The organism is Acinetobacter qingfengensis, from assembly GCF_008693185.1.
Taxonomy (GTDB): Bacteria; Pseudomonadota; Gammaproteobacteria; order Pseudomonadales; family Moraxellaceae; genus Acinetobacter; species Acinetobacter qingfengensis.
On sequence record NZ_VXKN01000003.1, the window covers coordinates 189999 to 204473 of the forward strand.

Here is a 14475-nt window from a genome sequence, read left to right on the forward strand (position 1 = left end):
GCTTATTGGATCTCCGATGGGTTAAGTTGAACAGCAGCAGGATCAACCACGCTATGGATTTGAGGTAAGTAACTGTTCACGATCCAACTCATACTTGAATTTGAAATATCAAGAATAGTTTGTGGATATAAACCTAGCCATACCAAACCAACAACGGCAAGCATTAAAATACCAATCTCACGTGCCGATAAATCTTTTAAAGGCTGTTGATAATGTTGCGCCTGTTCTTTATTTGGCTCACCGAATAATGAACGATGAATCAGAATCAAACCGTATAAACCTGCAAATACCAAACTGACCGCAGCAATAATCGTGAAAACAGGATAACGTGCATAAGAACCCATCAAAATCAGGAATTCACCAATAAAGTTACCTAAACCTGGAATGCCGACCAATGCAGCAATAAAGAACATCAGGAAGAATGGCAGATAACGGAACTGACCACGAATACCCCCCATCAAACGCATATCACGGGTATGTAAACGCTCATAAATCTGGCCACACATAATAAACAATGCGGCAGAAGATAAACCATGAGCCAACATCATGACCATCAAGCCCTGATAAGTCAAAATATTACCTGCATAGATTGCCAGTAACACAAAACCCATGTGAGAAATCGAGGTATAAGCCAACAAACGTTTCATATCGGTTTGCTGATATGCACACCATGCCCCGTAAAAAATACCAATTAAACCGAGAATAATGGCAATGTTTGCAAATTCAGCAGATGCTTCAGGGAAGAATGGAATAGTAAAACGAATTAAACCGTAAGCTGCAGTTTTGATCAGGATCCCGGCCAAATCCACAGAACCAGCGGTTGGTGCCTGTGCATGCGCATCTGGTAGCCAGCCATGTAAAGGAAATACTGGTAATTTGACAGCAAAACCAATAAAGAAACACAGCATCAAGGCATAATCTAAACCATGTGGAATCTGCGTCCCCAATAAGTCCATATAATCAAAACTTAAACGGGCATTATCAGGATTAATCTGTAATTGTTGCGTATAGTTGATAATGACAAGTGCCAAAATACCAACCAGCATGATTAATCCGGCAACCTGAGTATAAATAAAGAACTTGGTTGCTGCATAAACACGTGAACGACCGTTAGAACCTTTGTGCCCCCAAAGTGCGATCAGGAAGTAAATCGGAACCAGCATCATTTCCCAAAAGAAGAAGAACAGGAACATATCGATGGCGATAAATACACCAATAACTGCGCCTAAACTCCACAATAGATTCAGAAAAAAGAAACCTTCATTCTTTTGAATTTCTGACCATGAACAACCAACAGCCATCACACCCAGTAACGCTGTTAATGCCACCATCAGCATTGACATACCATCAATTGCCAAATGGATACTGATCCCAAAAGTTGGAATCCAGTTCACCTGAAATTGTGCTGCCCATTCAGGCACCTGACCTTGAGGATCAAATTGATAATTACCACTTTGCCAAAGGATTAATGTTAATCCTAAAGTAATTACCATACCAATCAGGGCAATCCATTTTGGAAGATTTGAACCTGCTTTATCTGCAATCCAACACAAAAATCCAGCAATAAAAGGAACCAGAATCAGTGCGGGAAGAAGTAAATTGTTATCCATCTTATACCCCCACCTGAGTAATGATTAAGACGATCAACAAGACCACAACACCTAATCCAATACTCGAAGCGTATTCACGTAGTAAACCTGTTTGACGATAGCTGGTAAATTTATGACCACCTTTTACAAGTGCAGGCACCAGTAACCACAAACCATCAACAGGATCACGTCCTAACAAACGTGCCAGTAATAAAAATGGTTTAACAAAAACAATGTTATACAGTGCATCAAAACCAAAGGCTGTCCGCCAGATGTGTGATATACCAGCACCAAATCCAGTGTTGGCAATTGTTTTGACTGCATTATAAGCAAAAGCAAACAAAATCACGCCAATCACTAGGCCACCTAATGCAATGCCTACTGCAGTATGTTCTGCACCATGCACAGCATGCTCAAGGCTTTCTGGAATCGCAAATACGGGAATTTGTGCAGATGTCAGTAATTTTTCTACTGGTGCTTTTAATAAGGCACCCACACCTGTAGATAAAACCAGCAGGATGGACAATGGCCCCCAATAAGTTACACCTTTAATTGGATGTGCATGAGTTTTTTCTTGACCAAAGAATACCAGCCAAATTAAACGGAAAGTGTAGATAGATGTCAGGAATGCCCCTGCAACACCTGTCCAGTATAAGCAGTTATATAATGGTAAATTTGCAATCTGGCCATGTGCATATACTGCACCTAAAATCGCATCTTTGGAGAAATAACCCACAGTGATAAACGGTAATGCCGCCAAGGCTCCGCCACCAACAACAAAACAGGCAAATACAAATGGAATTTTCTTCCATAATCCACCCATCTTAAAGATGTTTTGTTCATGGTGACAAGCAATGATTACAGCGCCTGAAGACAAGAATAATAATGCTTTAAAGAAAGCATGCGTCAACATGTGGAATAAACCAGCCTGATAAGCTTCAGCACCAACCGCCATAAACATATAACCGAGCTGACTCATGGTTGAATAAGCCAAGACACGTTTGATATCGGTTTGAACCAGTGCAGCAAAACCTGCAACCAGTAAAGTCACTGCCCCTGTAATCGAGATAAATTGTAACACCTGAGGTGCCATCTCAAATACGGTATAGGTACGCGATGTTAAATACACCCCGGCAGTTACCATTGTTGCAGCGTGAATCAATGCGGATACAGGTGTTGGACCTGCCATCGCATCAGCTAACCATGTTTGTAATGGAATTTGTGCTGACTTACCTGCTGCCCCAAGGAACAACATCAGTGCTGTCCAGAAAGCAAGGTTACTGTCCGTTAATACCACATGCGCATTTTCTACAATATAAACTGTATCAAGCGTACCAAACTGCTGATATAACAGGAATAAGGCAATTAATAAGAATACATCACCAACACGAGTTACAGTAAAGGCTTTAATGGCCGCCCAACCATTGGCTGGATTTACATAATAATAACCAATCAACAGGTATGAGCATAAACCTACACCTTCCCAGCCCAAAAATAATAACGCTAAGTTATCACCCAGTACCAATACCAGCATACTGGCAACAAACAGGTTAAAATAGGAGAAGAAACGCGCATAACCATATTCATCGCCACGCATATACCATGAGGCAAAAATATGAATTAAAAAACCGACACCAGTTACCATGCCTGTCATCAATAATGACAAACCATCCAGATGTAAACCAATCTGCGGTGCAAAACCACCCACATTAAACCACGTCCAGAGATTTTGGTTATAGGCCATACCACCTTGCTGATAAAAATCAAGACCAGCATACAAAGTGGTTAATGCAGATAAACCGACAGCACCCACACCAATAATGGCTGCAACATTTTCAGAAAGCCTGTCACGGCCTGCCGCCAAAATAATAAAACCGATTAGCGGGAATAGAATTGTTAAATATAAATAACTCATCCGCGCATCTCTCTAGCTGCATCCACATCCAAGTGATGGAAGCGGTGATAAAATTGAAGCACAATTGCCAAACCAATACAGGCTTCTGCTGCTGCAAGTGTCAAAATAAAGATAAACATCACTTGCCCGTCTGGTTGTCCCCAAACACTACCTGCCAATACAAATGCAAGTGCTGCTGCATTCATCATCACCTCAAGGCTCATCAGAATGAACAACACATTACGGCGTACCATCACACCACAAAATCCAAGGGCGAAAAGAATCGTCGCAAGAATTAAGCCGTGATCCAAAGGAATTTGACCCATTAGTCTTGCTCCTTGTCTTGTTCGCTCTCTTCACCCAAGCCACGCTTACCTAAATGATAAGCAGCGACTATGGCACCCAATAACAACATTGCCGCAACTTCAACCAATAATAAATACTTGGTAAATAAACTTGTGCCCACTTCTTTTGGCGTCACAAGCTGTTGTCCGAGTGTGGCATCAACTTGCGAATAACTTAACATCCATACAAGTGTCAGTCCCAGAATAAAGCTCATTGCTGCCGGCCATGCCCATGTTGATGAGGTTAACCATGCTTTTTCCTGTGCTACAGTATGTGAGCCTAAATTTAACATCATCACCACGAATACGAACAACACCATGATCGCACCCGCATAGACAATAATTTCCAGCGCACCAGCAAAAGGTGCCCCAACAATAAAGAAAATCCCCGCAACTGCCAGAAGTGAAACAATCAAGCTAAGTAAGGCATGAACAGGATTAGAATTTGTAATCACACGTATCGTTGAAATAATGGCGACCAGTGCCATTAAATAAAATGGCCACATCATGGTAATAAGCTCCGTGTATCGATCGGTGCACTTTCTCGTTGTGCCTGACCTTTCTCTTTTCCTGCCACAGCCATACCTGTTACACGGTAGAAGTTATAATCAGGATATTTACCTGGCCCAGAAATCAGCAGGTTTTCTTTTTCATAAACCAGATCCTGACGCACGTATTCACCCAATTCAAAATCAGGCGTTAACTGAATTGCCGTGGTTGGACAGGCTTCTTCACACATTCCACAAAAAATGCAACGTGAGAAGTTAATACGGAAAAATTCAGGATACCAACGTCCATCTTCTTTTTCGGCTTTTTGTAATGAAATACAACCTACCGGACAAGCGACAGCACACAGGTTACAAGCAACACAGCGCTCTTCACCATCAGGATCACGAGTTAATACAATACGACCACGATAACGTGGCGGAACAATTTGTTCAGCCGGCGTTTCCGGATACATGATGGTGTCACGTTTACGTGTAGCGTGGGTAAAGACCATCCATAAGGTACGAACGATTGACCCAACACCAGCCAGAAATTTATACATTCTATTCTCCCTGCTGTCCTAGGCCTGATTCATCAGAATCAACGCACCAGTTACCAGAAGGTTAACCAATGCTAGCGGTAAACAAATTTTCCAACCAAAGTTCATCACCTGGTCATAACGTGGTCGCATCAATGAAGCACGCGCCAAAATGAACATCATCATAAAAAACATGGTTTTGATGATGAACCAGAATGCAGGTGGAATAAATGAAATATTCAGATTAAATGGTGCTAACCAGCCACCAAAAAACAATGTCACAATCAATGCTGAGATCAAAATAATATTGACATATTCAGCAACGAAGAACATGCCCCATTTCATTCCGCCATATTCAACGTGATAACCTTCCGATAATTCCTGTTCTGCTTCAGGTTGGTCAAATGGATGACGGTGAGTCACTGCAACACCTGCAACCACAAAAATCAGGAAGCCAAAAAATTGTGGCACGATAAACCAGATTTCTTTTTGTGCTTCAACAATTTCACGCATGTTGAATGAACCAGCCAATGCAACCACACCCATCAACGAAATTCCTAGAAACACTTCATAAGAAATCGTTTGTGCAGAAGAACGCAATGCACCCAGTAAGGCATATTTGTTGTTGGATGCCCAACCACCAAATAGCACAGCATAAACCGCAATACCAGCCATTGCCATAAAGAACAATAGACCAATATTCAAATCAGCTACGCCCATTGTAGGGCTGATCGGAATGACCAGAAAAGACATAACAGCAGTTGCCATTGCAATTGCTGGTGCCATACGGAAAATCAGTTTATCGGCAAATTTTGGTGTCCAGTCTTCCTTAAACATGATTTTAAGCATGTCTGCAACAATCTGGAACATCCCGAAAGGGCCTACACGGTTTGGACCATAACGATCCTGCCATAAACCGAGCAACCGTCGCTCGATAAATGACATATACGCTGCTGCCAGAACCACAACCAACAAAATTACGATAGCTTGGATCACGCTGTAAGCGATTGGCCAGTTTGCTGCCCAGTTTGGTAGTGCGCGTAATGCTTCATTCATAATTTACACTCCTACCGCTTGCGCTTCAACTGAGATAGCAACTGGTTCAGCCAGAGAAATTGTTGGTGCTAATCCTACCGGATAACCAATATACCCTGCTGGTAAATATTCAATGACCTGTACTGGCAGATTAACTGTTGTATCTCCAGCTTGAACACAAATATGCTGACCATCTTTTACATTCAAACGAGCTGCATCCTGTTCGCCCACTGCAAAAGCAGCTTCTGGGATACGGGATTGCATTGCAGGAGTTTTCACTGTGAATTCACCTGAAGCAAAAATATGATGCATCGGCACCAGACGATATGTATCAGGATTAGCTACAATAGCGTGTGGTGCAACATAAGTTCGTGCTGGACGTTTTACCAGACGGTCAAATAAACGCACACCAGAGTCGCCACCTTTAAGGTGCCCACCAACTTCATCCTGATATTTGTTCCATGATTGTGGTGAGTTCCAACCTGGTGCCCAAGCAAATGGAATCAATGAAGATTCTTTTTGTGGGCCAACATAACCTTCCATAGAGAAGGTTAATGCTGAGTCAACATCAATAGGTTGTTTTGGTTCATGTACAGAAATCGGTGCACGCATTGCAGTACGACCAGAATAACGGCGCGGTTCACGAGCAATTTTTAAACCATGAATACGATAATCTGCATTTGGAGCAACATCTTCAATGGCTTGTAATTGAGGAACATTGCGAACAACATCTTCAATCACATGATCCAATAAAGTCCATGAGATTTCTTTGCCTTTTAAGCCGGTGTCAATAGCATGTAACCAGCGCCATGATTCTTTGATCACGTATTCCGGTTTGTAATAACTCGGATCATAAACCTGATAGAAACGTTGTGCACGGCCCTCTTGACTGACAACCGTACCATCACCTTCTGCAAAACTTGCAGCAGATAATACATAGTCAGCAGCTTGCACTGTTGCTGTTTCCGCATGATCGAGAACAATCACTTGATTAGCTTTATCCAAAGCGGCCTGTACCTGCACAGCCGGTAATCGGCGGAATAGGTCGTTTTCCACAATAAGAATTGTTTCATAATCTTGTGCAAACGCCTGTTCCAGACTTAAACCACCAAATAATGCCAACCCCATAGAATTGACTTCAGGAACAGTCAAGGTTAAACCTGCTGTTTCACCTAGCGCCTGAGCAACTGCCGCAGCAGCTTCCATAATAGCTGGATCTTGTAAGCTGGTTCCAGAAATAACCAATGGTTTTTTCGCTGCTTTTAGTGTATTTGCCATTGTTTCGGCAAAAGCTTTGGCATCATCGGCCAAACCTAGAATTGCTTCACCTTTCAGCACGGCTGCAACGGCAAAACCTAAACGAGCAATATCATTTGGTGAAGCAATAACTTCTGCTTCGGCAATATCAGACAATCGTGTTTGGGTTGCTGCCAGAATATATACTGGGGACTTGGCATGCTGGGCAATACGTTGTACAGGTTCAGCTAGCCAGTCCTGAGTGCGTTTGTCCGCTGCCATTTGTTTGGCTTTATTTTTTGCTGCCTGACGTACAGATAATGCCATACGTGGTGCAGTTTGGGTTAAATCTTCACCTAGAATTAACACAGCATCATAGCTTTCAACTTCACGCATTCCTGGATTATAAATCCCTTCGGTTTGCATAATATCTGCGGCTAACTCAACCAAGGACTGCTCTTTTTGATTCATTCCTGTAGAAAAATGCTCGTTCCCCACTAACTCGCGTAAAGCATAGTTAGATTCGAGACTGGCACGAGGAGAGCCAATACCCAACACTTTCTTGCCGTTTAAGCTGGCAATGACACGATCAAGTGCCTGATCTACAGAAATTGCCGTAACACTCACACCATTACGTAATTGTGGCTGACGTGGACGATCGGCACGATTAACATATCCTGTGCCAAAACGCCCTTTATCACATAGGAAGTATTGATTCACTTCGCCATTAAAACGGTTTTCTACACGGCGTAATTCACCATAGCGTTCGCCCGGAGAAATATTACAACCTGATGAACAGCCCTGACACACACTTGGCGCATACTGCATGTCCCATTTACGGTTATAACGCTCAGAATGGGTTTTATCGGTAAACACCCCAGTCGGACAAACTTCAGTCAAATTACCAGAGAACTCTGACTCCAGCGTACCAGATTGCGGGCGGCCAAAATAAACGCGTGATGCATTGGCATAGACGCCAAAATCTGTACCACCGGCATAATCTTTGTAATAGCGAACACAACGATAACATGCAATACAACGGTTCATTTCATGTGCAATGAATGAACCCAATTCCTGATTATGATGAGTACGCTTGGTAAAACGATAACGACGGCGGTCATGTTGTGTCATCACCGTCATATCTTGTAAATGACAATGACCACCCTCTTCACAGACTGGACAGTCGTGTGGGTGATTGGTCATTAACAACTCTACAATAGATTCACGAAAATCTTTCGCTTCCTGATCTTCAATAGAAATATAGGTATTGTCAGAAGCAGGTGTCATACATGACATGACTAAACGTCCACGCGTATCTTCAGGATTTGCGTATTGTTTAACAGCACATTGACGACAAGAACCAACTGAACCTAAGGATGGATGCCAACAAAAGTAAGGAATATCAATTCCCAGAGATAAACATACCTGTAGCAGATTCTCTGAGCCATTGACCTCATATTGTTTTCCATCGACATGAATTGTAGCCATAGTCGAGTCCCTTAAGCTTGTTCTACGTGGCTGGTTTGAGCAACAGGACGATCAGTCGCTTTTGCTTCAAACTCGCTACGAAAATGTTTGAGTGCACCCATTAAAGGTTCCATAGCACCTGGTGCATGGGCACAGAAGGTTTTACCGATCCATAATTTACGGGTTAGTTCCTGAAGATGCTGTACATCTTCCAGTTTACCTTCACCATTTTCCAAGGCTTTCAGAGCTTTAACAGCCCAAGGTAAACCATCACGGCATGGTGTACACCAACCACATGATTCACGTGCAAAAAACTCTTCCAGATTACGTACTGCGGAAACCATACATTGTGTTTCATCAACGACCATCAACAAGCAAGTCCCCAAACGAGAACCGGCTTTCATAATAGTTTCTGCATCCATTGGCAAATCAATGGTATCAGCAGGCAAAAAGTCAGTTGATGCACCACCCGGTAACCATGCTTTAAGTTTCAGACCATCACGCATACCACCGGCATGTTCTTCAATCACTTCACGAGCAGTTGTACCAAATGGTAATTCCCATAATCCCGGAAATTTTACTTTACCTGATGCGCCATATATTTTGGTACCAGGATCTTTGGACTTTCCTTCAGAAAGACCGATATACCATTCTGGACCACGCAATAAAATTGCAGGTAAATTATTGAAAGTTTCTACATTATTCACAATTGTTGGACGACCCCATGCCCCTGCCACCTGAGGAAATGGTGGTTTGGTTCGAGGATTGGCACGACGACCTTCAAGCGAATTAATTAACGCAGTTTCTTCACCACAGATATAGCGGCCTGCACCAGTATGTACATACAGCTCAAAATTCCAGCCTGTATCGAGAATATTTTCCCCGAGATACCCTTTGGCACGAGCTTGCTCCAGTGCTTCATTTAACCACTGTGCAGCCTCAATATATTCACCACGGATAAAAATATAACCATGGGTTGCTTCAAGGGTATATGCTGCAATCAACATACCTTCAATCAACTGATGTGGCAGTTTTTCATTGAGCAAGCGGTCTTTAAACGTACCCGGTTCCATTTCATCGGAATTACAAATTAAGTAACGTGGACCACCGTCATTCGGTGCCATCAGCGACCATTTAATTCCAGCTGGAAAACCTGCACCACCACGGCCTTTGACAGTCGCAGCTTTCACAACGTCCAATACTTCAGCCGGCTTCATGGTAATGGCTTTTTTCAAACCGGCATAACCATCTAATTCTTCATAATCATTGATATCACGAAGATGTTCTTTACGACTTAGACGCCAGGTTAAGGGATGTGTTTCCGGATTACCGTCGCCATAAATTGGTTTTGGTTCAGTATTCATACATACTTCTCCAATAACTGTTTGACTGAAGATACTTCAACTAATCCATGAGTATCTTCATCAATCATTAATGTAGGACCTTTATCGCAATTCCCCAAACAACAAATTGGCAATAAGGTAAAACGTCCATCAGTTGTCGTCTGGCCATACTGAATACCCAGTTCACGCTGAAATGCTTCCGCTAGTGTTTCTGCACCCATAAGGAAACAGGCAATTGAGTCACACAACAGAATAACGTGACGACCTACAGGACGGCGATAGATACGGTTATAAAATGTCGCCACACCTTCAAGATCTGCTACGCTAATTGTTAACAATTGGGCAATGGCATTCAATTGTGCATCATCTACCCAGCCGTTACGGCGCTGTACACATTTTAATGCATCCAAAGATGCAGCACGTGGATCAGGATAATGTCCGATATGATGTTTGATTTCATGAATCTCTTCATGAGTCAAAATCCCTTCGACATTTACACGTGGTTTTTTATCAGTCAAAATCATCATAATGTGTTACCCCTAGCGATCCACGTCTGCCATAACCACATCAATGGTCGCCAAATAAATGATCAAGTCAGAAACCAGACTGCCATTAATCACTGAAGGAATTTGCTGTAAGTGGGTAAATGTTGGTGTACGGATACGGGTACGATAACTCATCGTTGCCTTATCCGAAGTTACATAATAAGTACTTGCACCTTTAACCACTTCTGCCATAAATGATGATTCACCCGCTGGCATTACCGGACCCCATGATACGCTCAGGAAGTGTGTAATTAGCGTTTCGATATCTTGTAAGGTTTTATCTTTCGGTGGTGGAACTGCCAATGGATGATCCGCTTTATAAGGACCAGAAGGCATATTATCCAGACACTGTTTGACAATTTTTAGAGATTCACGAATTTCATGGAAATGCACCATAACACGTGCGTATGCATCACCTTCATACTCTACTGGCACTTCAAAATCGTAATTTTCATAACCACTATACGGGCGATATTTACGTACATCAAAATCAATGCCTGTCGCACGTAAACCTGTACCCGTTACACCCCATGCCAATGCAGATTTTGCATCGTATTGTGCAACATTGCGAGTACGTCCAACAAAGACTGAGTTTTTCAATGCAGCTTTATGGTATTCGTCCAGACGTTTTGGCATCCAGTCCAGAATTTCCTTAATCAAATGCTGCCAGTTATTTGGTAAGTCATGTGCTGTACCACCGATACGAAACCATGCCGGATGCATACGGAAACCGGTAATGGCCTCAATCGCATCATAGATTTTTTGACGGTCAGCGAACATATAAAATACAGGTGTCATCCCTCCTGTATCCTGAATTGCCGTACCGATATAAAGCAAGTGGTTGTTGATACGGAATAATTCACATAACATTACCCGAATACATTGCGCACGATCTGGAACAGTAATCCCGGCCATTTGCTCTACTGCAAGCAAATATGGCATGTTCTGTGCGCAACCACCCAAATAATCAACACGATCGGTATACGGAATAAATGAATGCCATGTCTGACGTTCAGCCATTTTTTCCACACCACGATGGTGATAACCAATATCAGGGACACAGTCCATGACTTCCTCACCATCCAATTGCAAAATGACACGGAATGCACCATGCGCAGACGGGTGGTTAGGCCCCAAGTTCAGGAACATAAAGTCTTCGTCTTTATTTCCACGTTTTAAGCCCCAATCTTCCGGTACAAAACGCAGATGTTCCTGCTCAAAATCCTGTTTTGCCTGATTTTGCATATACGGTGTATATTCAGTTGCACGTGCTGAATATTCTTTACGTAGTGGATGACCTTCCCAATATGTTGGCAACAAGATACGGCGCAACATTGGATGCCCTTCAAAATTGATACCAAACATGTCGTAAGCTTCACGTTCGTACCAGTTAGCATTTGGCCAAATACTTGTTGCTGTTGGGATAGAGAGATCATCATCATTTAAAGCAACTTTGATACGAATATCAGAGTTACGTTCAAGTGATAATAAATGATAAAACACAGTAAAGTCCGAAGCCGGCAATCCTTCACGATGGGTACGCAAACGCTCATCCATTGCAGACAAGTCAAACAGCATCACGTATGGACGTGACACTGTACGCAAAAACATCAAGACTTCATAAATACGGGAGCGCTCAACCCAGACCGTTGGAAAGCTATCGAACGTTGCTTGCACATAGAAGTTATCTCCAAATTTAGTTTTGAGCTCTTCTACGATTGCAAATGCTGGACGCGTATCAACTTCCGCCGTATCTGGCATAGCAATTTCAGTTTCAGCCATTGGCTTGGCTTCCTATTTTTAAAAAAATTCGGTTCGCTAAATTGACAATATTTATTTTACTCCCTTTATCACCTTCTTTATTCCTAAAGGTTGGGAGAAGTTTTGTCAGTCCAATTACTTGATTTCATCCATGGAACGTAAATTTTTCACTGCAATACGCTGTGCATTTTTACGATCCCGTTCAGGCATCATTTTTGGCTTATATACAGGTTGTAAATCATCGCCAATAACTGCTGATAATGGACGGCGTTCCAGTTGAATCTGATCCTGTAGCAATAATAACGCCTGAATCAATGCTTCTGGACGTGGTGGGCAGCCTGGGATGTACACATCAACAGGAATAATTTTATCCACACCCTGAACAACAGAATAAATATCGTACATACCGCCAGAGTTTGCACATGCCCCCATGGAAATTACCCATTTTGGTTCAAGCATCTGCTCATACAAACGCTGAATTACTGGAGCCATTTTCACAAAACACGTCCCGGCAACAATCATCAAATCTGCCTGACGTGGTGATGCACGAATAACCTCTGCGCCAAAACGCGACATATCATGCACACCTGTCAATGTGGTTGCATACTCCACGTAGCAGCATGATGTACCAAAGTTAAAAGGCCAGACTGAGTTTTTACGACCCCAGTTGACTGCGGTATGCAAAACATCTTCTAACTTGGTTAGAAAAATACTTTTATTCACTTCCTCTTCAAGAGGATCATTTACGACTTGACGCTCTTGGAGAGGATATTGATCCGCATCAGGATTCGCACGGGTTAGTGTATATTTCATCCCGTATTACTCCTTAAAATTAGATGACGTAGCCTGAGGACGCTTACCGGCTGATTGTGCCGGAACCTTACCTGTAGGATCTATAACAAGTTCATCAATTGAATTAAAACGGGTAATTTCCGCAATATCCATATTTGGCGAACCCACTTTTGCTGCAATACCAGCAGCTTTTCGTTTATCATAAGGCGCCCAGTTTAATGCACCAACTGCAACCGCATAAACCAGACCAATTAATAGATCGATGATAAAAATTGCAACAGTCGTAAAACCGAACCAGCCAGCTTCACGTACAGAAGTTGACCAAGCATATAAATAAAGCGCTTCGATATCAAATACCACGAAGAAAATTGCCACAAGATAGAACTTTGCAGACAGGCGAATACGTGCACCACCTGCACCCACAATACCTGACTCAAATTGTTCTTGCTTTGCACGTCCCCATGACTTCCCTCCTAACAGGAGCGGAACGGTCAACATAAAGACGCATAGAAATGCGACACCAATTACAAAGGCGATAATCGCCCAATCGTATGGAGTAATGGCACTCATGCGGGGATAACTCCTAGCAGGCCTTTCAAAATGTAAGAATTGAGTATATCTGGCCTAGAAAACACACCAAATACATATAAAAATCCAGACTATTGTACTGATTTTAGATTCAGCTTTCTAGCGGTCATACTTATACTTTCGCAGCAATATTTCCAAACAAAATCACTATGGAATGAAAATAAGATACATTATCAAACAAATAAATTTTTTTATATCTTATTTTCAATAACTTATTACAATTAGCAAACAAAATACCTCTGATTTATCTCATTGTAAAAATTTAATACATATTTTTTTTATATCCCTTTTATTTGCATATTAAATAATCAAATTTTAAATTTATTTAAAGTTCACATGCCACTCTAAATTATTGTTGCTGAATTTACACTATAGGTTACAAAAAGCAGCTTTCACATTATTTATAAAATCTATATTTTTTAATCTAGAAACAAACATACATATGAGGAAAACAATAATGTCTGTAAATTTTACCAATAAACCAAATTACTTTTTCTTTGCACAGGCATTGATTAATTTTTTACAAGGCAAAATTCAATCTGGTGTAATTACTGATTCAAGGCATTCATTTGCTCTAGCTACCATTTATGAGACCTTTGGACAAGACCTAGCAGCATCTACTGCCAATCTAGATGGTATTTTAAATATTGCCGACAATTATTATGCAGGTGATGATCCACAGCAAAAACTTATTGAGCAATACCGCATTAATGCTGAAAGCAATCAAATTGAATTCATTTTTAATGAGGCAACGGTTAATGCAATAAAATACGGTGCTGAACTTCACGCACCCGATCCAACCCTTTATGAGTAATTAATGTTAATTTGACTCCATACAAAAAGAAGGAAAATTAATT

The 14475-nt window shown here is 41.8% G+C and carries 13 protein-coding genes; 1 reads left to right on the top strand and 12 read right to left on the bottom strand.

The genetic code is table 11. The features are described 5' to 3' along the window. Nucleotides 1-2: 2 nt before the first annotated feature. The 12 genes from nuoM to ndhC all read right to left on the bottom strand — a co-directional run bounded on the left by nuoM (nt 3) and on the right by ndhC (nt 13600). The gene (gene nuoM, locus F4V57_RS05790; protein ID WP_070069208.1) at nt 3-1610 is read right to left on the bottom strand and encodes an NADH-quinone oxidoreductase subunit M; all 1608 of its coding nucleotides are present in this window, start codon (nt 1608-1610) and stop codon (nt 3-5) included. A gap of 1 nt (nt 1611) precedes the next feature. After that, complete coding sequence (gene nuoL, locus F4V57_RS05795) at nt 1612-3504, bottom strand: NADH-quinone oxidoreductase subunit L (RefSeq protein ID WP_070069209.1); 1893 nt, start codon at nt 3502-3504, stop codon at nt 1612-1614. Further along, the gene (gene nuoK / locus F4V57_RS05800) at nt 3501-3809 is read right to left on the bottom strand and encodes an NADH-quinone oxidoreductase subunit NuoK (RefSeq protein ID WP_070069210.1); all 309 of its coding nucleotides are present in this window, start codon (nt 3807-3809) and stop codon (nt 3501-3503) included. Before nuoK ends, nuoL begins: the two co-directional genes overlap by 4 nt. Beyond that, entirely contained in the window at nt 3809-4333 is a 525-nt protein-coding gene (gene nuoJ / locus F4V57_RS05805) for an NADH-quinone oxidoreductase subunit J (protein WP_171257524.1), read from the bottom strand. Before nuoJ ends, nuoK begins: the two co-directional genes overlap by 1 nt. After that, nucleotides 4333-4875: an NADH-quinone oxidoreductase subunit NuoI gene (nuoI, locus tag F4V57_RS05810; RefSeq protein ID WP_070069212.1), complete on the bottom strand. Its 543-nt coding sequence runs from the start codon at nt 4873-4875 to the stop codon at nt 4333-4335. Before nuoI ends, nuoJ begins: the two co-directional genes overlap by 1 nt. An 18-nt stretch (nt 4876-4893) precedes the next feature. Then, entirely contained in the window at nt 4894-5907 is a 1014-nt protein-coding gene (nuoH, locus tag F4V57_RS05815) for an NADH-quinone oxidoreductase subunit NuoH (protein WP_070069213.1), read from the bottom strand. Between the two features lie 3 nt (nt 5908-5910). Next, a complete protein-coding gene (gene nuoG, locus F4V57_RS05820) occupies nt 5911-8610 on the bottom strand; it encodes an NADH-quinone oxidoreductase subunit NuoG (RefSeq protein ID WP_070069214.1) in 2700 nt (899 codons plus the stop codon). Nucleotides 8611-8621: 11 nt separating this feature from the next. Next, nucleotides 8622-9953: an NADH-quinone oxidoreductase subunit NuoF gene (nuoF, locus tag F4V57_RS05825; protein WP_070069215.1), complete on the bottom strand. Its 1332-nt coding sequence runs from the start codon at nt 9951-9953 to the stop codon at nt 8622-8624. Then, the gene (nuoE, locus tag F4V57_RS05830) at nt 9950-10459 is read right to left on the bottom strand and encodes an NADH-quinone oxidoreductase subunit NuoE (RefSeq protein WP_070069216.1); all 510 of its coding nucleotides are present in this window, start codon (nt 10457-10459) and stop codon (nt 9950-9952) included. The genes nuoF and nuoE overlap by 4 nt, the downstream gene beginning before the upstream one ends. A 12-nt stretch (nt 10460-10471) precedes the next feature. Further along, nucleotides 10472-12259 carry an NADH-quinone oxidoreductase subunit C/D gene (nuoC, locus tag F4V57_RS05835; RefSeq protein ID WP_070069217.1) on the bottom strand — a complete coding sequence of 596 codons (1788 nt, stop codon included), beginning with the start codon at nt 12257-12259 and terminating at the stop codon, nt 10472-10474. Nucleotides 12260-12373: 114 nt separating this feature from the next. Continuing rightward, nucleotides 12374-13051 carry a NuoB/complex I 20 kDa subunit family protein gene (locus tag F4V57_RS05840; protein ID WP_070069218.1) on the bottom strand — a complete coding sequence of 226 codons (678 nt, stop codon included), beginning with the start codon at nt 13049-13051 and terminating at the stop codon, nt 12374-12376. Between the two features lie 6 nt (nt 13052-13057). Continuing rightward, on the bottom strand, nt 13058-13600 hold the full coding sequence (ndhC, locus tag F4V57_RS05845) for an NADH-quinone oxidoreductase subunit A (RefSeq protein ID WP_070069219.1): 543 nt from the start codon (nt 13598-13600) through the stop codon (nt 13058-13060). Nucleotides 13601-14075: 475 nt separating this feature from the next. Between ndhC and F4V57_RS05850 the strand changes: the two genes are divergently transcribed. After that, a complete protein-coding gene (locus F4V57_RS05850; protein WP_070068982.1) occupies nt 14076-14432 on the top strand; it encodes a hypothetical protein in 357 nt (118 codons plus the stop codon). Nucleotides 14433-14475: the final 43 nt, after the last annotated feature.

Coding starts and splice junctions, on each gene's coding strand:
- nuoH (WP_070069213.1), bottom strand. CDS start 5,907: ATGAATGAAGCATTACGCGCACTACCAAACTGGGCAGCAAACTGGCCA.
- nuoI (WP_070069212.1), bottom strand. CDS start 4,875: ATGTATAAATTTCTGGCTGGTGTTGGGTCAATCGTTCGTACCTTATGG.
- F4V57_RS05850 (WP_070068982.1), top strand. CDS start 14,076: ATGTCTGTAAATTTTACCAATAAACCAAATTACTTTTTCTTTGCACAG.
- F4V57_RS05840 (WP_070069218.1), bottom strand. CDS start 13,051: ATGAAATATACACTAACCCGTGCGAATCCTGATGCGGATCAATATCCT.
- nuoM (WP_070069208.1), bottom strand. CDS start 1,610: ATGGATAACAATTTACTTCTTCCCGCACTGATTCTGGTTCCTTTTATT.
- nuoE (WP_070069216.1), bottom strand. CDS start 10,459: ATGATGATTTTGACTGATAAAAAACCACGTGTAAATGTCGAAGGGATT.
- nuoK (WP_070069210.1), bottom strand. CDS start 3,809: ATGGGTCAAATTCCTTTGGATCACGGCTTAATTCTTGCGACGATTCTT.
- nuoF (WP_070069215.1), bottom strand. CDS start 9,953: ATGAATACTGAACCAAAACCAATTTATGGCGACGGTAATCCGGAAACA.
- nuoL (WP_070069209.1), bottom strand. CDS start 3,504: ATGAGTTATTTATATTTAACAATTCTATTCCCGCTAATCGGTTTTATT.
- nuoG (WP_070069214.1), bottom strand. CDS start 8,610: ATGGCTACAATTCATGTCGATGGAAAACAATATGAGGTCAATGGCTCA.
- ndhC (WP_070069219.1), bottom strand. CDS start 13,600: ATGAGTGCCATTACTCCATACGATTGGGCGATTATCGCCTTTGTAATT.
- nuoC (WP_070069217.1), bottom strand. CDS start 12,259: ATGGCTGAAACTGAAATTGCTATGCCAGATACGGCGGAAGTTGATACG.
- nuoJ (WP_171257524.1), bottom strand. CDS start 4,333: ATGTGGCCATTTTATTTAATGGCACTGGTCGCCATTATTTCAACGATA.